Here is a 21,389-nt window from a genome sequence, read left to right on the forward strand (position 1 = left end):
CCCCCGGGACGCAGCGTGGGGGACGGTCAGCCGACGATCTGGTCGGACGGTGGGGTGAACTGGCGGGTCGGTTGGCCCTTCAGCGCGTCGCGCAGCGTCTGCGCCACCGCGTTGACCGGGACCTGCGACTGCCCGTCACCCACCGCGTTGAAGGGGTTGTCCGGATCGGCGATGAAGCTCGCCGCGGCCAGCTCCGGCGTGTAGCCGACGAACCAGGCCGACCGGGTGCTGTCCGTGGTGCCCGTCTTGCCGGCCACCGGGCGGCCCACCGTCTTGCGGACGCTGTCGGCCGTCGACCAGCCACCGCAGCTTCCCTTGGCCGGGGTGTCGCCGGTCGGGCAGCGGGCCGCGTCGGTGGCGGCCCGGGCCGCGTCCGCATTGACCACCTGCCGGCACCTCGGCTTGGCCACCTCGCGCTGCACCCCGCCCGGGGTGGACCAGGTGGCCGGCGTGCCGTCCCGGTTCATGATCGCGTTGACCGGGATCGCCTCGCAGTACCGCCCGTCGGCGGCGACGGCCGCGTAGGCGTTCGCCATCTCCAGCGGGGTGGCGTCGGAGACGCCGAGCGTGAACGCGCCCCACTTCTTCGCCTTGCCGGGTGACGCCTGCTCCTTGTCGACGTCGGTGCGCCAGCGCAGCCCCAGCTGCTCGGCCAGGCGCACCCCGGCGTCCGCGCCGATCTTCTCCTCCAGTTGGACGAAGTAGGTGTTCACCGACTTGCCGAAGCCGGACCACATGGTCTGCCGGCCGGTCATCGCGGCGCTGGCGTTCGACGGCGCCCAACCGTCGTAGATCGCCGACTGGTACCGGTACGGCGAGTCGAACGCGGTGGACAGCGGCATCCCGGCGTTGAGCGCGGCGAGCATCGGGAACATCTTGAACGTCGATCCGGCCTGGTAGCCGGGGAGTGTCCCGCCGCCGAGCAGCGGCGCCACCGTGTTCGGGTAGTTCGCCTTGACCTTCGGGCCGGCCTCCGGGTTCGAGCTGTTCGGGTTCTCGGCCAGGTCGAGCGAGTAGTTGCGGTTCACCGCCATCGCCTTGATCCGTCCGGTGCCGGGTTCGGCGACGACGATGCCGTTGGCGAACGGGCTGCCGGTGTTGTCCTTGGCGCCGACGTTCCTCTCGGCCGCGGCCTGCGTCTTCGGGTCGAGCGCGAGCACGATCCGGTAGCCGCCGCGGCGCAGCTTGTCCATCCGTTCCAGCCGGTTCTCGCCGAACGCGGGCTGCGCGCTCCACCAGTTCTTCAGGTAGTCGCAGTAGAAGCCCCAGCTACGATGTGCGCCGTCGATCGCGGCGCAGTCGTTCGGCGGGTCGGTCAGCTTCAGCTTGATCGGCTGTCCCTTGGCCGCCGCGGCGGCGTCCGGCGACAGGTAGCCGAGGCGGGCCATGTTGTCCAGCACGTAGTTGCGCCGGCCGGTGGCGTCCTTCTGGTCGGAGGTGATCGGGTCGTACTCGGAGGGGGACTTGACCAGCCCGGCGAGCGTGGCCGCCTCGACCGGGTCGAGCGTGGCCGGGGTCTTGGAGAAGAAGATCTGCGAGGCGGCGTAGATCCCGTACGCCCGGTGGCCGAAGTAGGCCGAGTTGAGATAGCGCTCGAGGATCTGATCCTTGGTCAGGTGCTTCTCGATGTCGAGCGCCATGCGCATCTCCTTGACCTTGCGCAGGCTGGTCTGCTGGGTGGCCTCCTGGACCTCCCTGGGCGTGCTCGCGCTGTCCCGCAGCGCCATCCGCACGTACTGCATGGTGAGCGTGGAGGCGCCCTGGGAGACGCCGCCGGAGCGGGCGTTGGAGACGAACGCCCGCGCCACGCCCTTCGGGTCGACGCCGTGGTGCTGGTAGAAGCGGTTGTCCTCGGCGGCGACGATCGCCTGCTGGATGTTCGGCGACATGTTCTCGATCTTGGTGTACTGCCGGTACTCCTCGTAGAACATGGTCAGCACGGTCTTGCCGTCGGGCGCGTAGACGTACGAGGTCTCGGCCGGCAGCGCGGTCTTGAGGATGTTCGTCTTCTGCTGCACCGCGTGCGCGGTGGCCTTGGCGCCGATGCCGGTGACGGCGGCCACCGGATAGAGCACGGCGGCGACGACGATGCCGGCGATCAGCCCGGCGCGGAGCAGGGGCACGGCACGACCGGCGGAGGCGAGGGATCGGTTGCTCACGGGGCCAAGCTATGACATTTCCGATTCGGAAATGAGAAGAATTCGTAAACGGGCGGGCCGTGACGCGCCCCACGCCGGGATGCGCTGTCCCCGACGGCGGCTTCCCGGCAGGATCGCGGTCATGCCCGCCGCACCGACCGCCGCGCCCGCCGAACCCGACCTGGGACACCACGGCGACGCCGAGGCCACGCCCGGCCTGGTCGACCTGGCGGTCAACGTGCGCCGCGCCGCGATGCCCGACTGGCTGGCCGACCCGATCACCGCCGCGCTCGGCGACCTGGCCGCCTACCCGGACCCGGCGCCCGCCCGCGCCGCCGTCGGTCACCGGCACGGCCGAGGACCGGACGAGGTGCTCCTCACCGCCGGCGCCGCCGAGGGCTTCGTGCTGATCGCCCGCGCGCTGCGCGACGCCCGTCACCCGGTGGTGGTGCACCCGCAGTTCACCGAGCCGGAGGCGGCCCTGCGCGCGGCCGGCCACCGGGTGGACCGGGTGCTGCTCGACCCGGCCGACGGGTTCCGGCTCGACCCGGCCCGGGTCCCCGCCGACGCCGACCTGGTCGTGGTCGGCAATCCCACAAACCCGACCTCGGTGCTGCACCCCGCGGAAACGATCGCCGCGCTGGCCCGCCCCGGCCGGGTGCTGGTGGTCGACGAGGCGTTCGCCGACACCACGGTCACCCCCGGGGCCGACGGCGAACCCGAGTCGCTCGCCGCCCGCCGCGACCTGCCCGGCCTCCTGGTGATCCGCAGCCTCACCAAGACCTGGGGGCTGGCCGGGCTGCGGATCGGCTACCTGCTCGGCGACGCCGGGCTGCTGGCCCACCTCGCCGCCGCCCAGCCGCTGTGGGCGGTCTCCACCCCGGCGCTGGCCGCCGCCACCGCCTGCGCCACGCCGGTCGCCGTCGCGGCCGAGCGCGCGATCGCCGCCGAACTCGCCACCGACCGCGACCACCTGGTGACCCGCCTGTCCGGCCTGCCCGGCGTACGCGTCGCGGGGCAGCCGGCCAGCGCCTTCGTCCTGATCCACCGACCCGGCGCCGCCGAGGTGCGTCAGCGGCTGCGCGAGCACGGCTGGGCGGTACGCCGGGGCGACACGTTCCCCGGGCTCGGCCCGGACTGGCTGCGGATCGCGGTGCGCGACCGGGCCACCACCGACGCGTTCGTCGAAACGCTGGCGCGAATTCTGGAGGCATGATGCTGGAGTCCACCGTCGCGGCGATCCGGCCGCTGGACGAGGCCGCCATGGCGGCGGCCCGCGAACTCCACGGCCGGCTCACCAAGCCCGCCGGCTCGCTCGGCGCGCTGGAGCCGCTCTCGGTGCGCCTGGCCGGACTGGCCGGGGCCTGCCCGCCGCCGCTGCCCGAGCCGGCCGCGGTGGCGATCTTCGCGGGCGACCACGGCGTCCACGCGCAGGGCGTCAGCCCGTGGCCGCAGGAGGTCACCGCCCAGATGATCGGCAACTTCCTGGCCGGCGGCGCGGTGGTCAACGCGTTCGCCCGGCAGGCCGGCGCCTCGGTCACCGTGGTGGACGTCGGCGTGGCCACCCCGGTCGCGGCCACCCCGACCGGCCCGGCGGCACCCGACGGCGACCCGGCCGCGCCCTCCGCCGGTCCGGTCGGCCCGGCCGCGCTCTCCGCCGCCGTCGTCGCGACGCCCGCCGACCCGGCCGGGCCGCGCCTGGTGGCGGCGAACGTGCGCGCCGGCACCCGGGACATGACGGTCACCGCCGCGCTCACCCGGGACGAGGCGCGGGCGGCGGTGGAGATCGGCATCCGGGTCGCCGACGAGCTGATCGACACCGGCGCCGGCATGCTGCTCACCGGCGACATGGGCATCGGCAACACCACCCCGGCGGCCACGCTTGTCGCCGCGTTCACCGGCGTGGACGCGGCGGCGGCGACCGGCCGGGGCACCGGCGTGGACGACACCACGTACGCCCACAAGGTCGACGTGGTCCGGGCTGCGCTGGCCCGGCACGCGCCCGACCCGGCGGACCCGCTGGGCGTGCTCGCCGCGGTCGGCGGGCTGGAACACGCCGCGCTGGCCGGGCTGATCCTCGGCGCCGCCGCGCGCCGGGTGCCGGTGCTGCTCGACGGCGTGATCGCGGTCAGCGCCGCGCTGGCCGCCGCCGCGTTCGCACCGGACGCCGTGGGCGCCATGGTCGCCGGGCACCGCAGCGCCGAGCCGGGCGCCACGGCGGCGCTGCGGCACCTCGGGCTCGACCCGCTGGTCGACCTCGGGCTGCGGCTCGGCGAGGGCACCGGGGCGTTGCTCGCGCTGCCGGTGGTCACCGGCGCGGTCCGGGTGCTGCACGAGGTGGCCACGTTCGACGCGGCCGGGGTGGCCGAGAAGTGAGCGACCCCAGCCCGTACCCCCTGGGGTTGCGGTTGGCCGGCCGGCGGGTGGTCGTGGTCGGTGGGGGAGCGGTCGCCACCCGGCGGGTGCCGGCGCTGCTCGACGCCGGCGCGGACGTCCTGCTGGTGTCGCCCGAGCTGACCCCGGCGCTGCGCGCGCGCGCCGACGCCGGGCGGCTGCGGTGGGAGCCGCGCCGGTTCGCCGCCGGTGACCTGGACGGCGCCTGGCTGGTCCATCTGGCGGTGGACGACCGGGTGGCCGCCGCCGCGGTCAGCGCCGCCGCGGCCGAGCGGCGGATCTTCTGCGTGCGGGCCGACGACCGGGCCGCCGCGACCGCCTGGACGCCCGCGGTGACCCGCCACGGCCCGGTGACGGTGGCGGTCCTCGGCGGCGGCGACCCGCGCCGCGCGCGGGCCGTCCGCGACGCCGTCCGCACCCTCCTGAGCGCAAGGAAGGGCCCCCTGTTAACGCCTCAGGTAGAGCAACGCGCCCCGCTTGACGCCTCCGGCGGGCGCGTGGCACTGGTCGGGGCGGGGCCGGGGGATCCGGAGCTGATCACGGTGAAGGGGTGGCGGCTGCTCACCGAGGCCGAGGTGGTGGTCGCCGACCGGCTCGTCCCCGGGCTGCTGCTGGACGAGTTGCGGCCGGACGTGGAGCTGGTCGACGCGTCGAAGATCCCGTACGGGCCGTCGCGCGGCCAGGAGGAGATCAACCGGATCCTGGTGGAGCGCGCCCGGGCCGGCAAGGTGGTGGTCCGGCTCAAGGGCGGTGACCCGTACGTCTTCGGCCGGGGCGGGGAGGAGTTGCTGGCGTGCGCGGAGGCGGGCGTGCCGGTGACCGTGGTGCCGGGAGTGACAAGCGCGGTCGCGGTGCCCGGGGTGGCCGGAGTGCCGGTGACGCACCGGGCGGTGGCGCACGAGTTCACCGTGGTCTCCGGGCACGTCGCGCCGGACGCCCCGGCTTCGCTGGTGCGCTGGGAGTCGCTGGCCGGGCTGCGCGGCACGCTGGTGATCCTGATGGGCCTGAAGAACCTGGCCGCGATCGCCGCCGCCCTGATCGCCCACGGCAGACCGCCGACCACCCCGGCCGCGGTCATCCAGGAGGGCACCACCACGGCCCAGCGCACGCTGCGCTCCACGCTCGCCGCGGTCGCCGCGGACGTCGAGGCCGCCGCGCTCCGCCCGCCCGCAATCGTGGTCGTCGGCGACGTCGTCGACGCCCTGCGCTTCCCGTCCCCCGACTGACGCGGTCGATGCCGCGGGCGGCGGGAGGATCGACCGGCTGACTGCGGGTCGGACACGACGCGGCCCGGGACCACCGGGTCCCGGGCCGCGTCGTCCGACCGGGTTACTGCTTGAGCAAGTTGTCCAGCAGGAGGGCGCAGCGGATCAGGCCGAGATGGCTGTACGCCTGGGGATGGTTGCCCAGCCCGCGCTCGGCGAGCGGGTCGTACTGCTCCGGGAGCAGCCCGGTCGGCCCGGCCGTGTCGATCATCTGGGTGAACAGCTCCTCGGCGTCGGTGCGGCGGCCGGTGCGAAGGTAGGCCTCGATCAGCCACGCCGTGCAGATGTGGAAGCCGCCCTCCCGGCCGGGCAGGCCGTCGTCCCAGTGGTAGCGGTAGACCACCGGGCCGCTGCGCAGGTCCGCCTCGATCTTCAGCACGGTGGAGAGGAAGCGCGGGTCGTCGCCGGGAAGCAGCCCGGACAGGCCGATCCAGAGCGACGAGGCGTCCATCTCGTCGTGCCCGTACGCCACGCTGTACGCCTCGGCCTCCGGGTGCCAGCCGTGCTCCAGCACGTTGGCGCCGATCCGGTCGCGCAGGTCGACCCACTCCGGCCGGTCCTGCCCGCCGTGCTGCCGCACCACGTGCAGCGCCCGGTCGACGGTCATCCAGAGCATGACCTTGGAGAAGATGTGGTGCCGTGGTGGGAGGCGGGCCTCCCAGATGCCGTGGTCGGGCTCGTGCCAGCGGCGGCGTACCGCCTCGACCATGTTCTCCAGCACCCGCCACTCGTCGTCGCGGACCGAGCCCCGGGCGTCGGCGACCGCGGCGATCAGGTCGGCCACCGGGCCGAAGACGTCGAGCTGGAGCTGGTGGTTGGCGAGGTTGCCGACCCGGACCGGCCGGGAGCCGGCATAGCCGGGCAGCGTGTCGATGACCGCCTCGGCGCCCAGCTCGAAGCCGTCGACGGTGTAGAGCGGGTGCAGCCGCTCCGGGTGCCCGCCGGTGCGCTCCACCACGCCGTCGATCCAGCGCAGCAGCCCTTCGGCCTCCTCGGTGGAGCCGAGGTCGACGAGCGACCGCGCGGTCATCGCCGCGTCCCGCAGCCAGCAGTAGCGGTAGTCCCAGTTGCGGACGCCGCCCAGTTCCTCCGGCAGTGAGGTGGTGGCGGCGGCGAGGATCGAGCCGGTCGGTTCGTGGCAGAGGCCGCGCAGCGTCAGCGCGCTGCGGGCGACCAGCTCCCGGGCGGTGGCGGGCAGCCGCAGCGAGGCCACCCAGTCCTTCCAGGGCTGCTCGGCGGCAGCCTGCCGTTCGTGCACCGGCACCCGGTGCGGCTCCAGGCTCTGCGTGCCGAAGCGCAGCTCCAGCACCACCTGCCCACCGAGGGCGGACAGGTCCGCCACCGCCTTCGCGGTCTCGTAACCGGCGTCGTTGGTGACCTCCCAGTCGAGGCCGGGGGAGTGCAGCGCGACCGGCTCGTTGGAGCCGAGCACGAGCAGCCCGTCGTCGAGCGGCTGGAGTTGCACCGCCACCTGGCCGAACTCGGGGCGCGGGGCGAACTCGACGCGGGCCCGTCCGGTGCCGCTGAGCACCCGGACCAGGATCGAGTCGCCGCTGACCACGGCCGGGTCGTCCGGCGTGGTCTGCGGGGCGGGCAGGTCCAGCCAGTCGGTGACGGTCAGGCCGGACCAACGGGTCTCCACCGTCATGGTGTTGCTGCGGTAGCGCTGCCCCAGCGGGATGCCGCCGCGCTCGGGGCCGACCGTGAAGTGCCCGGCCGGGCTGCCGCCGACCAGGTCGGCGAAGATCGCCGCCGAGTCCGGCTTCGGGTGGCACAGCCAGGTGATCTTTGCTTCCGGTGTGACAAGCGCGACAGTGCGCCCGTTGGCGAGCATCGAGTGCCGCTCGATCGGCACCGCCCGTTCACCGAAGAGCCAGTGCCGCCGGGTCTCCAGCAGCAGGCCCAGCGCCCGGGCCGCCTCGATCGGCTCGGCCACCCGGTAGTCGGCCTGGGTCTCCCCGGGGCCGATCTTGATGCCGACGTCCGGCCCCTGCAGGTTGCCGAACGCGTTCTCGTCGGTGACGTCGTCGCCGAGGAAGAGCACCGCGCCGGCCGCGAGCTGGGTGCGGAGCTGGTCGACGGCGGTGCCCTTGTGGGTGGCGACCACCGACAGCTCGATGACCTCCTTGCCCTGGGTGACGGTGACGTCGTCCCAGGTGGCGGGCCCGTTGCGGACCGCTTCCACGGCCGCCGCGGCGACCTGCGGGTCGACCCCGCGGGTGTGCACGGCGACGCTTGCCGGCTTGCGTTCCAGCCGGACGCCGGGATGCGCGGCGGCGATCTCCCGCAGCTCCTGGCGGAGCCGGTGCCGGACCGCGATCAGCTCGGGGGTGAGGCGCTCGACGAAGCCGATGTCGAACTCCGAGCCGTGGCTGCCGACCAGGTGCACCTCGCTGGGCAGCCGGGAGAGGGTGGCCAGGTCGCGCAGCGCGCGGCCGGAGACCACCGCGACGCTCGTCTGCGGCAGCGAGGCCAGCGCGCGGATCGCGGCCACCGACTCGGGCAGCGGCACGGCCTTTGTCGGGTCCTCCACGATCGGGGCCAGTGTGCCGTCGTAGTCGCAGGCGACGAGGAGCTGGGGGATCCGGGCGATGCGGCCGATCGCGGCGCGCAGTTCCGGGTCGAGCACACCACCGGTCGAGGTGGCGGCGGCGGGCGAGGTCACGCAGCCTCCGTATCGGGGACGCCGAGCTCGCTGAGGAACGACTTGGCCCAGTGGCCTACGTCGTGGCTGCGCAGATGGCGCTGCATGACGCGCATCCGGCGGCGGGCTTCGGGCTTTTCGATGTGCACGGCCCGCAGCAACGCGTCCTTGACCGCGTCCGGGTCGTGCGGATTACACAGGAACGCCTGGCGCAGCTCGGTGGCGGCGCCGGCGAACTCACTGAGCACGAGCGCGCCGCCCTGGTCGGCGCGCGATGCGACGTACTCCTTGGCCACCAGATTCATTCCGTCTCGCAGCGGGGTCACCATCATCACGTCGGCCGCGACGTACATCGCGGCCAGTTCGGAGCGACTGTACGACTGATGCAGATAATGCACCGCCGGCACGCCGACCCGGCCGAATTCACCATTGATCCGGCCAACCTCGCGTTCCACCTTCACCCGAAGTGCCTGGTAGTGCTCCACGCGCTCCCGGCTGGGCGTGGCCACCTGCACCATAACCGCGTCCGGAACTGTCAACTTTCCGTCAGCAAGGAGTTCCCGGAAGGCCTTGAGTCGAAGTTCGATGCCCTTGGTGTAGTCGAGCCGGTCGACCCCGAGGATGATCGTCTTCGGGTTGCCCAACTCCTCACGGATCTGCTTGGCCCGGGCCTGGATCGCCGGGTCCTCGGCCAGCCGCTCCATCTCCCGGGTCTCGATCGAGATGGGGAAGGCGCCGGCCTTCACCTGCCGGCCGTCGACCTGGATCATCTGCCCCTCGTAGCGCAGACCGAGCAGGTGCCGGGCCAGCCGGACGAAGTTCTGCGCCGCCAGCCGCTGCTGGAAACCGACCAGGTCCGCGCCGAGCAGGCCGCGCAGGATCTCGGCCCGGAACGGCATCTGCATGAACAGCTCGATCGGCGGGAACGGGATGTGCAGGAAGAACCCGATCCTGAGGTCGGGGCGCAACTCGCGCAACATCGCCGGGACGAGCTGGAGCTGGTAGTCCTGCACCCAGACCGTGGCGCCCTCGGCCGCGACGTCCGCCGCGGCCTCCGCGAACCGGGCGTTGACCAGGCGGTACGCCTCGCGCCAGCGCCGCTTGTAGGCGGGTGTCTCCACCGCGTCGTGGTAGAGCGGCCAGATCGTCGCGTTGGACTGGCCCTCGTAGTAGCGCTCCAGTTCCTCGGCGCTCAACGGCACCGGGTGCAGCCGGATGCCTTCCAGGTCGAACGGCTCGGGCGCGGGGCCGGTGCCACCGGCCCAGCCCACCCAGGTGCCCTGGTGTTCGGCGAGCACCGGGTGCAGCGCGGTCACCAGGCCGCCGGGGCTGCGCCGCCACTGCCGCCCCTCGGGGGTGCTGACCTCGTCGACCGGCAGTCGGTTGGCCACTACGACAAAGGAGCTACGGACGGTCACGATCGGCCACCTCCGGGTGCTGACGGGTCCACCGCGCTGAGCGTACTGAGCGTAGCTGCGGCGTCTGATCCCCCGTGCCGGACTCCTCTACCCGCCCGGGGCTCGCCGAATCCTCCTGGTGATCTTGTCGACACCGGCGTTTCTACAGGTCGATGATCGGCCACTCCTTCGGCAGCACCTCGCCGAGCAGTTCCCGCCGGTCCGTCATGATCGGCGTGGTGGCCCGTGCGGCCTCCAGCGCCGTCTGGGCCAGGTCCATGCCGCCCAGCGTGCGTGACCAGCCGCCCAGGAACATGCACATGTCGTGCGCGACGGGCGCGACGACCACCTGGTCGAGGTCGCCGAGGATGTCGAGGAGGCGCCAGCCGTCGGTGCTCACCCGGCGGTACGCCTCGGCGAGGCAGAGCGCGGGGACGATCACGGACTGCTGGCGGTCCGCCACCTGGACGATCTGCTCGCCGACCGCCTCGGCGCCGTCGGAGTAGGCCAGCAGGCACGCGGTGTCGAGGACCAGGCCGGCGTCAGTCACGAACGGTCAGCCTTCCCCGGGACGACTCGCTCAGCAGGCTCGCCGCCCGGGCGCGCAGTTCCGGCGTGATCTTCGCCTGTGCCTCGTCGAGCGCTCGGCCGGCCTCGGCGAGCCGGTCCTCGGCGAGTCGGAAACCGACCTGTCGCAGGGTCCGCCGGGTGCGCTCACCCGCCATCCGCTGTCGCACGCTCTCGGCGACGAAGGCGGAGACGTTCGGCTCCTGGGCCAGCCGTTCCGCGACGTCGTCCGGCAGGCTCACGGCGATCTTCTTGGTCATACAAGAACGCTAGCCAGTCATACCGAGCCGGCGCAACGCGCCACGCCGTACCTCTGCTGGGGTGGGGTGATGTGGGCGCGGCGGTCCGTACCTGTCAGGATTGACGGCGGCGTGCGCGCGGCCGGCTCCCGGCCGGCGGCGGGCGGACATCGGAGCCCGCGCCCCGCACCCCGAAAGCCCGCGATCGCAACCGACGGAGGTAGCCCGCACCGTGGCCCAGTTCATCTACGTCCTGGACAAGGCGCGCAAGGCGCACGGCGACAAGGTCGTGCTCGACAACGTGACGCTGAACTTCCTGCCGGGCGCCAAGATCGGTGTGGTCGGCCCGAACGGCGCCGGCAAGTCCAGCCTCCTCAAGATCATGGCCGGCTGGGACCAACCGAGCAACGGCGAGGCCCGGCTCATGCCCGGCTTCACCGTCGGCATGCTCGCCCAGGAGCCGCCGCTCAACGACGCCAAGACCGTCCTCGGCAACGTCGAGGAGGCGGTCGCCGAGACCAAGACGAAGCTGGAACGGTTCAACAAGATCGCCGAGCAGATGGCGACCGACTACTCCGACGAGCTGATGGAGGAGATGGGCCGGCTCCAGGAGGAGTTGGACAACGCCGACGCGTGGGACCTCGACTCGAAGCTCGAGCTGGCCATGGACGCGCTGCGCTGCCCGCCACCGGACGCCGACGTGACCCAGCTCTCCGGCGGTGAGCGCCGCCGGGTCGCGCTGTGCAAGCTGCTGCTGGAGGCGCCCGACCTGCTGCTGCTCGACGAGCCCACCAACCACCTCGACGCGGAGAGCGTGCAGTGGCTGGAGCAGCACCTGGCCAAGTACGCCGGCACCGTCATCGCCATCACCCACGACCGGTACTTCCTGGACAACGTGGCGAACTGGATCCTGGAGCTGGACCGCGGCCGGGCCTACCCGTACGAGGGCAACTACTCCACCTACCTGGAGAAGAAGGCCGCCCGGCTGGCCGTCGAGGGGCGCCGTGACGCCAAGATGAAGAAGCGCCTCTCCGAGGAACTGGAGTGGGTCCGGTCGAACGCCAAGGCCCGGCAGACCAAGTCCAAGGCCCGCCTCGACCGCTACGACGAGATGGCCGCCGAGGCGGAGAAGACCCGGAAGCTGGACTTCGAGGAGATCCAGATCCCGCCGGGTCCGCGCCTGGGCAGCACCGTCATCGAGGCGCACGGCCTGAGCAAGGGGTTCGGCGACCGGGTGCTGATCGACAACCTGTCGTTCTCGCTGCCGCGCAACGGCATCGTCGGCATCATCGGGCCGAACGGCGTCGGCAAGACCACGCTGTTCAAGACCATCGTCGGGTTGGAGCAGCCGACCGGCGGCGAGGTCAAGGTCGGCCCCACCGTCTCGCTGTCGTACGTCGACCAGAACCGGCAGGGCCTGGCCGGCGACAAGACCGTGTGGGAGGTCGTCTCCGACGGGCTGGACCACCTCATGGTGGGCAAGGTCGAGATGCCGTCCCGCGCCTACATCGCCGCGTTCGGCTTCAAGGGGCCGGACCAGCAGAAGCCGACGAAGGTGCTCTCCGGCGGCGAGCGGAACCGGCTCAACCTGGCGCTGACGCTCAAGATCGGCGGCAACGTCATCCTGCTCGACGAGCCCACCAACGACCTGGACGTGGAGACGCTCTCCAGCCTGGAGAACGCGCTGCTGGAGTTCCCCGGCTGCGCCGTGGTCATCTCCCACGACCGGATGTTCCTGGACCGGGTCGCCACGCACATCCTGGCCTGGGAGGGCACCGACGAGGACCCGTCGCGGTGGTTCTGGTTCGAGGGGAACTTCGAGGCGTACGAGAAGAACAAGATCGACCGGCTCGGCGTCGAGGCGGCCCGCCCGCACCGGGTGACCTATCGCAAGCTCACCCGTGACTGACCGGTGCTGACCCTTGTCTGACCGGTTCGTCTACCACTGCGCGCTGCGCTGGTCCGACTTGGACGCGTACGGCCATGTCAACAACGCCCGCTTCCTCACCCTCTACGAGGAGGCCCGGGTGGCGATGATGTTCGCCGGCGGCCGGGCGTGGGGCGTGGGCTCGTTCGCCGACGGGGTGGTCATCCGCCGGCACGAGGTCGACTACCTGCGCCCGGTCGACTACGCGCTCGGCCGGTCCAGCGCGGAGGCGGCGCCGACCGTGCGGATCGAGCTGTGGGTCGACGAGATCCGGGCCGCGTCCTTCTCGGTCGCCTACGAGCTGTACGACGGCGACACGCTGGCCGGCGCCGCCCGCTCGGTGCTGGTGCCGTTCGACCTGTCGGTGCAGCGACCGCGCCGGATCTCGACCGAGGAGCGGGCGTTCCTGCTCCGCTACGCGCCGGGGCTGGCCGGATGACCGGGCCGGCGGCCGGGCACGGGCTGACCGGGGTGGCGGACGCGGGCGCCTTCCTGGCCCGGCTGGTCCGGCTCGACCCGGCCGGCCTGGTCCGGCTCCGGCCGGTGCCCGCCGCCGGTCGTACCGCCCTGTGGGCCCGCCTGCCCTGGGGGGTGCTCGTGGTGCGCACCGTGCCGGGCACGGCGCCCGGCGACGTCACGGTCGCCGCGGGGGACCTGCTGGCCGAGCTCTCCGCGGGCGCCGCGGCGCTGCCCCGGCGACGGGACGACGGCTGGCGCTGGCCGCTGCCGCCGCCGGTCAGCCGGCCGGTGGAGGTGCTCCCCGGCGTGGAGCTGCGCCGGATCGCGGACGCGGCGGCCGGCACGCTGCGCGCGGCGGCCACCCACGGGGTGGCGGGCCGGGCGGTCGGTCAGCGGGTGCTGCGCGACGCGTTGCTGGACCACGTCGCGGTGGTGGTCACCCCGGACGACCCACCGGCGGCGCCGGTGCAGGTGTCGCAGCGGTTGGTGCAGGGCGTGGTGCGGATGGGCTTCCTCGGCACCGGCGACGTTCAGGTGCGGATCGCAGGTCATTGGGTCGGGTTGGTCGGCCCGTACGGGGCGGTGTGGTCGCGGACGGTGGCGGACCTTGCACTCACGCCTACCCGGGTTCATCCGAACGGATGACCCGGCATCATTCTTCCGGGCCGGGGCGGTCGTTGGGGGGATGCCTCCTGCCGGCTGTCCGGGTACCGTCCATCCTCGGATCCAACGCACTGTAGGCGGCTGGATCCGCTGGGGAGTGAGGTGCGCGAGCGATGCCGTGGTGGTCATGGCGCCCCGGTCCCGCCGGTGGCGGCGATCCGGAAACCCGAAGCGGGACCACAGTGGACGACAGTGTCCGGGTCGGGCCACCGGCCCCGCGCCGGCCGGGCGACGACGCGCCGCCGGCGCCCGAGCGGCCGGTCATCGCGGACATGCCGGCCACCGTCGCCCCGGTCACCCTCGGCCGGGTCTGTGACGCGCTCGACCTGCTCGACGTGCGTTACCTGGCCGACGGCGACGGCAACCTGCTGGCCATGTGGGAACGGCACGCCGTGCTGGTCGCGCTGGAGGGCCCGGAGGACGAGATCCTCGTGATGCGGGCCCGTCCACACGCGACGGTGCCGCCGGACTGGGCCGACCGGGCCTACCGGGTGGTCAACGAGTGGAACCACACCCGGCGGTTCTGCAAGGCATACATCGGCGACCCGACCGAGCGTGGCCAACTGCCGATCTACGCCGAGTTGCAGGTGCCGCTCGGCGCCGGCACCCACGACGCGCTCCTGGTCGAGATGCTCGACTGCGGGGCGGCGGTGGCGACCACGTTCGTCGACTGGCTGCACGACGAGGGCGCCCTGCTCTGAGCCGCGCCGGCGGGCCGGTCAGCCCGCGGCCGGGTCGTCGTCGGTGTTCACCATGAAATAGGCGGCCCGCTCCAGATAGTCCCAGAGCACGCCGGCGAGCTGCGGCGGCAGGTCCAGGGCATCCACCGCCTGCCGCATGTGGCGCAGCCAGGCGTCCCGCTCGGCGGCACCGACCCGGAACGGGGCGTGGCGCATCCGCAGGCGCGGATGCCCGCGCTGCTCCGAGTAGGTCCGCGGACCGCCCCAGTATTGGATCAGGAAGAGGGTCAGCCGGTCCGCCGCCGGGGCCAGGTCCTCCTCCGGATACATCGGCCGCAACAGCGGGTCGTCGGCGACGCCGGCATAGAACACGTCCACCAGCTTGCGGAAGGCGGGCTCACCGCCGATCGCCTCGAACAGCGTCATCGACTCGCCTGGGGAAGTCACGTTTCCATCCTGCCAGGTGCGACCCGGCGCCCGCGCCCGCCCGTCGGGCGTCGCGCGTCACGTCACCGCGTGCCGGTGCCGGCTGTGCTCCCGCCCCCGGTCGCCGGCGGCCGGCCCCCGCTGCGGCAGGGGCCCGCTCCCGACGGCCGACTCCGCCCGGGCGGTCTCGACGGCCGCCTCGATCGTCGCCGGGCGGGGCCAGGTGACCGCCGTGACGAGCATGAGGAGCACGCCCGCCGCGCTCCAGACCCCGACCACCGCCGGGATGGTGAACCGCTCGGCCAGCGCGCCGGTGGCCAGCACCGAGGCGCCCTGGATGACCTGCGTGCCGCTCGCCATCACCCCGAACGCCCGGGCCCGGTAGCCGTCCGGCAGCGCCTGCACGAACAGACCGTTGGCGACCGGGACGAGCCCGCCGACCGCGAAGCCGCACGCGCCGGCCAGCAGGGCCACCACACCCGGCGGCGGGTCGAACAGCGAGGGCACGAGCACCGCCGGCGCGACGACCGCCAGCACCGGCATCAGGGTCAGCCGGCGGGCCGGCCCGGCCAGCCGGGCGAGGAGCAGGCCGCCGAGGACGTATCCCACCGGGTTGGCGGCCATGATGAGCGCCTGGGCGGTGCCGGCGTCCATGCCGCCGCCGGTCCGGTCGGCGGCCCAGCCGGCGGCGAGCCCTTCGGGGACGATCGAGAAGAGCATGGCGCTGAACACCAGCACCGCGATGGCCCGCAGCACCGGCCGCTCGAAGACGATCCGGAAGCCCTGGGCGGTCTCGCGCAGCAGGTGGCTGCGGTGCGCCTCGGTCATCGCCGGGGGCCGGTCCCGCAGGCCGAACCGGACCAGCGTGGCCGACACGGCGAACGTGCCCGCGTTGATCAGCAGGGCGGTGCTCGGGTCCAGCACCGCGATGGCCGCGCCGGCCAGGTATCCGACGACCTGGGCGGCCTGCGCCGCGCTGGTGGAGACGGTGAGGCCCACCACCAGCCGGTCGCCGGCGAGGATGTGCGGCAGCAGCGCCGAGCGCGCCGCCTGGCTCGGCGGGTTGGCCAACGTCGCCACGAAGACCAGGGCGAGGATCGACCAGGCCGGCATGAACGGCATGGCGACCAGCACCATCAGCGCCATCCGGAGCAGGTCGCAGAGCACCATCACCTGGCGGTAGCGGTGCCGTTCGGCGAGCGCCGAGAGCAGCGGGCCGCCGATCAACCAGGGCAGGTAGCTGGCCGCGAAGGCGGCGGCGGAGAGCGCGACCGACTGGGTCTCGCGCAGCACCAGCACGGTGACCGCGGCCTTGGCGAGATAGTCGCCGACCCAGGACAGGACGTTGGCCGCGAAGAGCGCGCGGAACTCCGACTGACCGAAGACGTCGCGGAAGGTGGCCGGGCTCTCGTGGGCGGGCCGCTGGTCGGACACCGTCGCCTCCATCGTTCCGGGCCGGCCACTTGTGATGGCGCGACCGGGAACTGTCGTCAGGTCAACCGATCGGCGAGGACACGAACACACTCCCCGGTGGAGGGTGTTCACCGGATTCTGCCCGATCGTCTGACAACTGACTAGGGCGAACGGATAGATCGTCGCATCTCCGACTGAACGAACGGACGATACCCGAGGGGCCACGCGACGCGCGACCCCCCGAAATCGTCCGACGACGCCCGACCTCAGGTGGCCCCGCCGGTGCCCGTCGCCTCGTTCCGCGGCGGCGACGACGCCTGCGGTGGCAACCCGGGAAAGAGCCGGGTCGCGGCGATCTGGGCGGTGATGCCGGAGTTCTCCAGCGCCTCCGCGAGCCGGCGGCGCAGCTCGCGGCCGACCGCGAACTGTCCGTCGGCGGTGGTCTTGACGACGATACGGATCACCGCGCCGTCGACGGTCATCTGCTCGACGCCGAGCACCTCCGGTTCGGTCACGATCTGCGGGGCCAGCTCGGGGTCCAGCGTGGCCGACGCCGCCGCGGTACGCAGCACCGCGAGAGCCTCCTCGGTGCCGGCGAAGCCGATCGGCAGGTCCACCACGACCAGCGCCCAGCCCTGGCTCTTGTTGCCCACCCGGACGATCTCGCCGTTGCGGATGTACCAGAGCACGCCCCGGGCGTCGCGGACGTTCGTCACCCGCAGGCCCACCGCCTCCACCACGCCGCTGGCCTCGCCGAGGTCGACCATGTCGCCCACGCCGTACTGGTCCTCGATCAGCATGAACAGGCCGGCGATCAGGTCCTTGACCAGGCTCTGCGCGCCGAAGCCGAGCGCCACGCCGGCGATGCCGGCGCTCGCCAGCAGCGGAGCCAGGTCGAAGCTGAACTCCTTGAGCACCATCAGCAGCGCGATGCCGAAGACGAACGCGGTGACCATGCTGCGCAGCACCGACCCGATCGCCTCGGCCCGCTGCCGCCGCCGCTCCGGCACGAACTGCTGCGGGTCGAGCGTGGCGCTGGGGATCCGCTCGCGCAGCGGGCGGAGCATTGTCGGCACCGCGCCCTGGGTGGTGGTGCGTACCAGCCGGTTGATGGTCCGGTGCAGCGCCCAGCGCGCGGCCACGGCGATCAGCAGGATCAAGGCCACCCGCAGCGGCTTGAGCAGCACCCAGTAGCTGCTCTCGGCGAACCAGGCGGAGCCGGTCAGCCGATAGAGGAACTCGCAGGAGGTGCTGCCCTGGCAGTCCGGGCGCCGGTCGGAGAGCGCGGACAGCAGCGCGGCGATCAGGTCGGAGACGTTCACCGTGCTTTCGTACCGCACCGGCGGCGCCGGACCCGCACGGACCCGCCCGGCGGGGCGGCCGGGTCCGACGATCGTCGCGGACGGAACCGGTCATCCTGGCACGCCGGGATCAGTCCCGACGGGGGTACCCCGGATTAGTGCGTGCATTCCGGGGCGCGATCAGGGACTATTGGCCCAACGGACGTCGGTGATCCCGGCCGGCGCCAGGGCCGCTCGACGCCGTGTGCGCGGGCGGTCCCGGCACCTGCGGCGGCGGGAGCGGCTGGACCGGGAGGGTGAGCGCGATGCCTGACATACGACCCACGGCGGGCTCCGGTGCGCTCGTTCTCAACGCCACCTACGAGCCCCTGTGCGTCGTGTCGGTGCGTCGGGCCGCCATCCTGGTGCTCTCCGCCAAGGCGGTCTGCGTGGCCGACGGCGAGGGCATCCTGCACAGCGCGCGCAACGCGCTCCCGATCCCGTCCGTGGTGCGGCTGACCCGCTACGTCCGGGTGCCCTACCGCACCCATGTGGGGCTCTCCCGCCGGGCGATCTTCGCCCGGGACGGGTGGCGGTGCGCCTACTGCCGGGGGCCGGCGGAAACCATCGACCACGTCTTCCCGCGCAGCCGGGGCGGCCGGCACGCCTGGGAGAACGTGGTCGCCGCGTGCGCCCGCTGCAACCACACCAAGGGCGACAAGACCCCGGCCGAGCTGGGCTGGCGGCTGCACCGTCCGCCGGTGGCGCCGAAGGGCAACGCCTGGCGGGTGCTGGGCCACCGCGCCCCCGACCCACGCTGGGCGGACTGGCTCGACCTGCGCGAACCGGAGCCCGAGGCGGCCTGAGCCGGCCGGGCGCTCAGCGCGTCTTCACCAGCGAGGCGTAGACGACCAGGTTGTCGGCGTAGCCGGTCTCGCCGCCCACCCAACGCCCACCACAGGTGATCAGGCGCAGGTTGGGGCGGCTGAAGTCGCCGTAGACCTCCTGCACCGGCAGCTTCTCCTTGCCGTACCGCTCGATCGACGTGACCTCGAAGACCGCCACCGAGCGGTCCTGCCGGGTCACCTCGATCCGGTCGCCGTCGTCGAGCTCCCGCAGCCCATGGAAGACGGCCGGTCCGGTGGTGGTGTCGACGTGCCCGACGAGCACCGCCGGGCCGTACTGGCCGGGGGTCGGGCCCTGGTCGTACCAGCCGACCTCGCCGGCGCGGCCCACGTCCGGCACCGCGATGCTGCCGTCGGGAGCGATGCCCACCCGGTGCACCGGCGCGCGCAGGTCGAGCTTGCCGATGGTCAGGTCGGTCGGTGGGCTGGCCGGCAGCACCGGGAACTTCTTCGGCGGCGGGCGCAGGCCGGCGACGAACCGGTCGGGCAGCACGCTGACGCCGGTCACCCGCTCCACCCCGAGCATCACCACGATCATCGCCATCAGGGCGGCCACCACCAGCACCGGGACGCCGGGGCCCCGCCCCGGAGCGTACCGGCGGGTGGTGGTCCGGCCGGGACGGACGGCGACCGGGTGGGCGTGCGGGTCGGCGGTGGCGAGGCTTGCCGAGAAGGCGTGCCCGGCGGTGTGCGCGAACCGGCGGGTGGCGCGGGACGTCAGTCGCAGCGCGGCCCGCAGCCGCCGTCGCCCGCCGCCCGTCTCGGCGGCGACGGCGCGGCGCGGGTGCGCGGCGCCACGACGTCCGGTGCCGCCGGGGCGGCCCCGGTCCGGGCGCGGTCCGGCGCGGGTGTGGCGTCGCGGTGCGCGGGCCATGGCCGCACCCCGGTCAGACGCGGCTGCCGGACCTGCGGCGGGCACCCACGCCGGCCACCACGGCCACCGCCACCAGACCGCCGACCAGCAGCAGCGAGCCGGTGCCCCGACCGCCGCCCGCGGTGCCGCCGCCGCCGGTCGCCGGGCCCTTGCTCGGCTGCGACATGTTCAGCACGGTGAGCATGGTCGAGGCGGTGGCGCCGTTGGCGCAGTCCAGATTCACCGGGTAGTCGCCCGCCGCCTTGTTGCCGGGCACGGTGACCGAGCCGGTGAGGAAGCCGTTGTTCGAGCGCAACACCACCCGGCCGAACGCGTCCGAGGTGACCTGCGCCTGACGGTCGTTGTTGTTGTCGCAGCCGGCCCGGAGGTTCACCCGGGAGCCGGCCTGGACGCTGTTCGGCGTCACCTCGATGAACACGCTCTCCCCGGCCCGGGCCGGTGGGGCGGTGGTCAGGACGAACGCCGCGACCAGGCCGAGCAGGCCCAGTACGGACGACAGCGCGCGATGTGACAGAAGCCCTCGCATGGTTCCCCCCTCCCGGTGCGGCGTCGCACCGGACCCGCTGACGGGCAGCGGGGGCTGCCTTCCCGGTCAGCGGGGCTGTTAACAGGGGCCCCCTCCTCTACCGGAGGCGTTAAGCGGGGGCCCCTCCTTTCTCCACCGGGTGCCAGGCCAGCGGCGTGGACAGGACCATGGTGCTGGCGGGCTGGCCGTACGGGGCGAGCCGGTCGATCACCGCCTCGAACTCGCCCATCGACGCGGCGGCGACCTTGAGCATGCTGCACGCGTCGCCGGTGATCCGGTGGATCTCCATGATCTGCGGCCAGCGCGCCACGTCCGGGTCGTTGAGGATGCAGCGGGCGCCATAGCAGGACATCCGGATCAGCGCGAGCACGGTGCGCCCGGCCCGGGTCAGGTCCACGTGCGCGTGGTAGCCGGTGATCACCCCCGACTCCTCCAGCCGGCGCACCCGTTCCGCGACCGCCGGCGGCGACAGGTGCACCCGGCGGGACAGCTCACTGTAGGAGAGCCGGGCGTCGGCCTGGAGCTCGCGCAGCAGCGCCCAGTCCATGTCGTCCACGCGGCGACCTTTCTTCCGTCAAGTCAATGATGCGAGATGCTTTCAGTTCGTGAAGTCACCCCAGCCTACCGCCGTTGAACAGGCATTCCATCCGCGCGTCCACCAGCGGGATCATGGCGTTTACCCCGCGCACGGACGGAGAAGACGGTGGAACACACGACGGCGGTGCGCCCGGTGACCGGTCAGCAGCGGGCGGCCCGGGCGGCACGCAACGGCGGCGAGCCGACGCTGGAGTTCGCCGAGCGCGTGCCCTACGACGCGTACGTCCACGCGAGCACGCTGCACCGGCTCCAGCAGCCGCTCAGCGACGATCCGGGTGAGATGTCCTTCCTGATGGTCAGCCAGATCATGGAGCTGTACTTCAAGCTGACCTGTCACGAGCTGCGACACGCCCAGCGGGAGGTGCGAGCCAACCGGGTCTGGGAGGCGCTGCCGCCGTTGCGCCGCGCCGCCCTGCACCTGGAGGGGCTCAACGCGGCCTGGCAGGGGCTGCGGTGGATGACCCCGGCCGACTTCAACCGCTTCCGCGACCGCCTCGGCGAGGGCTCCGGCTTCCAGTCGGCGATGTACCGGCAGTTGGAGTTCCTGCTCGGTCTCCGGGACCCGGCGCTGATCCGCCCGTTCCGCCGGCAGGCCGACGTGCACGCCGAGCTGACCGCCGCGCTGGCCACGCCGAGCCTCTGGGACGACGTGGTGGCGCTGCTCGCCCGGCGCGGCTTCGCCCTGCCGGCGGAGTTGCTGGAGCGGGACGTCACGGCGGAGCACGAGGCGCACCCAGGCGTCGAGGCGGCCTGGGTGCGCGTCTACGGTGACGGCGGGCCGGACAACCACCTGCGGATGCTCGGCGACGCGCTGACCGAGGTGGCCGAGCGGTTCGGCGACTGGCGCTGGAACCATGTCAAGGCGGTGCAACGCACCATGGGCGCGAAGGTCGGCAGTGGCGGCTCGGCCGGCCTGGCATGGTTGCAGCGCAGCATGGCCCGGGTGGTCTTCCCGGAGCTGTGGTCGGCCCGTACCGCGATGTGACCGGAGAACC

General features: G+C 73.2%; 20 protein-coding genes. 9 read left to right on the plus strand and 11 right to left on the minus strand.

Annotated features, from left to right (window positions below):
- Positions 1-26: 26 nt before the first annotated feature.
- Complete coding sequence (locus tag AB0H28_RS17670) at positions 27-2,159, minus strand: transglycosylase domain-containing protein (RefSeq protein ID WP_358040712.1); 2,133 nt, start codon at positions 2,157-2,159, stop codon at positions 27-29.
- Between the two features lie 121 nt (positions 2,160-2,280).
- Between AB0H28_RS17670 and cobC the strand changes: the two genes are divergently transcribed.
- The 3 genes from cobC to cobA are packed head-to-tail and all read left to right on the plus strand — an operon-like array spanning position 2,281 to position 5,758.
- A complete protein-coding gene (cobC, locus tag AB0H28_RS17675; protein ID WP_358040715.1) occupies positions 2,281-3,354 on the plus strand; it encodes an Rv2231c family pyridoxal phosphate-dependent protein CobC in 1,074 nt (357 codons plus the stop codon).
- The gene (locus AB0H28_RS17680) at positions 3,354-4,514 is read left to right on the plus strand and encodes a nicotinate-nucleotide--dimethylbenzimidazole phosphoribosyltransferase (protein WP_358040879.1); all 1,161 of its coding nucleotides are present in this window, start codon (positions 3,354-3,356) and stop codon (positions 4,512-4,514) included. The genes cobC and AB0H28_RS17680 overlap by 1 nt, the downstream gene beginning before the upstream one ends.
- Positions 4,511-5,758, plus strand: a complete 1,248-nt coding sequence (gene cobA / locus AB0H28_RS17685) for a uroporphyrinogen-III C-methyltransferase (RefSeq protein ID WP_358040717.1) — start codon at positions 4,511-4,513, stop codon at positions 5,756-5,758. Before AB0H28_RS17680 ends, cobA begins: the two co-directional genes overlap by 4 nt.
- 103 nt (positions 5,759-5,861) lie before the next feature.
- Here cobA and otsB read toward each other — a convergent pair whose 3' ends face one another.
- From otsB to AB0H28_RS17705, 4 genes are all read right to left on the minus strand, one after another.
- Positions 5,862-8,462 carry a trehalose-phosphatase gene (otsB, locus tag AB0H28_RS17690; protein ID WP_358040720.1) on the minus strand — a complete coding sequence of 867 codons (2,601 nt, stop codon included), beginning with the start codon at positions 8,460-8,462 and terminating at the stop codon, positions 5,862-5,864.
- Positions 8,459-9,859 carry a trehalose-6-phosphate synthase gene (locus AB0H28_RS17695; RefSeq protein WP_358040723.1) on the minus strand — a complete coding sequence of 467 codons (1,401 nt, stop codon included), beginning with the start codon at positions 9,857-9,859 and terminating at the stop codon, positions 8,459-8,461. Before AB0H28_RS17695 ends, otsB begins: the two co-directional genes overlap by 4 nt.
- Positions 9,860-10,001: 142 nt before the next feature.
- Positions 10,002-10,388, minus strand: coding sequence for a hypothetical protein (locus AB0H28_RS17700; RefSeq protein ID WP_358040726.1), 387 nt, complete (start codon positions 10,386-10,388; stop codon positions 10,002-10,004).
- Entirely contained in the window at positions 10,381-10,665 is a 285-nt protein-coding gene (locus tag AB0H28_RS17705; protein ID WP_358040728.1) for a hypothetical protein, read from the minus strand. Before AB0H28_RS17705 ends, AB0H28_RS17700 begins: the two co-directional genes overlap by 8 nt.
- A gap of 211 nt (positions 10,666-10,876) precedes the next feature.
- Here AB0H28_RS17705 and ettA point away from each other — a divergent pair, with 211 nt between their 5' ends.
- The 4 genes from ettA (at position 10,877) to AB0H28_RS17725 (ending at position 14,394) form a co-directional block, all read left to right on the plus strand.
- A complete protein-coding gene (ettA, locus tag AB0H28_RS17710) occupies positions 10,877-12,553 on the plus strand; it encodes an energy-dependent translational throttle protein EttA (protein WP_358040731.1) in 1,677 nt (558 codons plus the stop codon).
- A gap of 13 nt (positions 12,554-12,566) precedes the next feature.
- Positions 12,567-13,010 carry a thioesterase family protein gene (locus AB0H28_RS17715; RefSeq protein ID WP_358040734.1) on the plus strand — a complete coding sequence of 148 codons (444 nt, stop codon included), beginning with the start codon at positions 12,567-12,569 and terminating at the stop codon, positions 13,008-13,010.
- Complete coding sequence (locus AB0H28_RS17720; RefSeq protein ID WP_358040737.1) at positions 13,007-13,675, plus strand: hypothetical protein; 669 nt, start codon at positions 13,007-13,009, stop codon at positions 13,673-13,675. The genes AB0H28_RS17715 and AB0H28_RS17720 overlap by 4 nt, the downstream gene beginning before the upstream one ends.
- 131 nt (positions 13,676-13,806) lie before the next feature.
- Positions 13,807-14,394: a YbjN domain-containing protein gene (locus tag AB0H28_RS17725; protein ID WP_358040739.1), complete on the plus strand. Its 588-nt coding sequence runs from the start codon at positions 13,807-13,809 to the stop codon at positions 14,392-14,394.
- A gap of 18 nt (positions 14,395-14,412) precedes the next feature.
- Here AB0H28_RS17725 and AB0H28_RS17730 read toward each other — a convergent pair whose 3' ends face one another.
- The 3 genes from AB0H28_RS17730 to AB0H28_RS17740 form a co-directional block, all read right to left on the minus strand.
- Positions 14,413-14,799: a globin gene (locus AB0H28_RS17730; protein ID WP_358040882.1), complete on the minus strand. Its 387-nt coding sequence runs from the start codon at positions 14,797-14,799 to the stop codon at positions 14,413-14,415.
- A gap of 78 nt (positions 14,800-14,877) precedes the next feature.
- Entirely contained in the window at positions 14,878-16,245 is a 1,368-nt protein-coding gene (locus tag AB0H28_RS17735) for an MFS transporter (RefSeq protein ID WP_358040741.1), read from the minus strand.
- Between the two features lie 233 nt (positions 16,246-16,478).
- Positions 16,479-17,552, minus strand: coding sequence for a mechanosensitive ion channel domain-containing protein (locus AB0H28_RS17740; protein WP_358040743.1), 1,074 nt, complete (start codon positions 17,550-17,552; stop codon positions 16,479-16,481).
- 266 nt (positions 17,553-17,818) lie between these two features.
- Here AB0H28_RS17740 and AB0H28_RS17745 point away from each other — a divergent pair, with 266 nt between their 5' ends.
- A complete protein-coding gene (locus tag AB0H28_RS17745) occupies positions 17,819-18,358 on the plus strand; it encodes an HNH endonuclease (protein ID WP_358040746.1) in 540 nt (179 codons plus the stop codon).
- A gap of 13 nt (positions 18,359-18,371) precedes the next feature.
- On the opposite strand, the gene AB0H28_RS17750 is transcribed toward AB0H28_RS17745, so the two are convergent.
- The 3 genes from AB0H28_RS17750 to AB0H28_RS17760 all read right to left on the minus strand — a co-directional run bounded on the left by AB0H28_RS17750 (position 18,372) and on the right by AB0H28_RS17760 (position 20,353).
- Entirely contained in the window at positions 18,372-19,271 is a 900-nt protein-coding gene (locus tag AB0H28_RS17750; protein WP_358040749.1) for a class F sortase, read from the minus strand.
- A 13-nt stretch (positions 19,272-19,284) separates the two neighbouring features.
- The gene (locus AB0H28_RS17755; RefSeq protein WP_358040752.1) at positions 19,285-19,797 is read right to left on the minus strand and encodes a hypothetical protein; all 513 of its coding nucleotides are present in this window, start codon (positions 19,795-19,797) and stop codon (positions 19,285-19,287) included.
- Between the two features lie 109 nt (positions 19,798-19,906).
- Entirely contained in the window at positions 19,907-20,353 is a 447-nt protein-coding gene (locus AB0H28_RS17760) for an Lrp/AsnC family transcriptional regulator (protein ID WP_278104040.1), read from the minus strand.
- Positions 20,354-20,500: 147 nt separating this feature from the next.
- On the opposite strand from AB0H28_RS17760, the gene AB0H28_RS17765 reads away from it, so the two are divergent.
- Positions 20,501-21,379, plus strand: coding sequence for a tryptophan 2,3-dioxygenase family protein (locus AB0H28_RS17765; protein ID WP_358040756.1), 879 nt, complete (start codon positions 20,501-20,503; stop codon positions 21,377-21,379).
- The last annotated feature ends 10 nt before the right edge of the window (positions 21,380-21,389 follow it).

The sequence above is a fragment of the Micromonospora sp. NPDC050980 genome, assembly GCF_040653835.1.
GTDB lineage: Bacteria > Actinomycetota > Actinomycetes > Mycobacteriales > Micromonosporaceae > Micromonospora.

Bases quoted from the DNA above. Each gene is read 5' to 3' on its own strand.
- cobC (WP_358040715.1), top strand. From the start codon at position 2,281: ATGCCCGCCGCACCGACCGCCGCGCCCGCCGAACCCGACCTGGGACAC.
- AB0H28_RS17680 (WP_358040879.1), top strand. From the start codon at position 3,354: ATGCTGGAGTCCACCGTCGCGGCGATCCGGCCGCTGGACGAGGCCGCC.
- AB0H28_RS17705 (WP_358040728.1), bottom strand. From the start codon at position 10,665: ATGACCAAGAAGATCGCCGTGAGCCTGCCGGACGACGTCGCGGAACGG.
- AB0H28_RS17720 (WP_358040737.1), top strand. From the start codon at position 13,007: ATGACCGGGCCGGCGGCCGGGCACGGGCTGACCGGGGTGGCGGACGCG.
- AB0H28_RS17725 (WP_358040739.1), top strand. From the start codon at position 13,807: ATGCCGTGGTGGTCATGGCGCCCCGGTCCCGCCGGTGGCGGCGATCCG.
- AB0H28_RS17730 (WP_358040882.1), bottom strand. From the start codon at position 14,799: ATGACGCTGTTCGAGGCGATCGGCGGTGAGCCCGCCTTCCGCAAGCTG.
- AB0H28_RS17735 (WP_358040741.1), bottom strand. From the start codon at position 16,245: ATGGAGGCGACGGTGTCCGACCAGCGGCCCGCCCACGAGAGCCCGGCC.
- AB0H28_RS17745 (WP_358040746.1), top strand. From the start codon at position 17,819: ATGCCTGACATACGACCCACGGCGGGCTCCGGTGCGCTCGTTCTCAAC.
- AB0H28_RS17750 (WP_358040749.1), bottom strand. From the start codon at position 19,271: ATGGCCCGCGCACCGCGACGCCACACCCGCGCCGGACCGCGCCCGGAC.
- AB0H28_RS17755 (WP_358040752.1), bottom strand. From the start codon at position 19,797: ATGCGAGGGCTTCTGTCACATCGCGCGCTGTCGTCCGTACTGGGCCTG.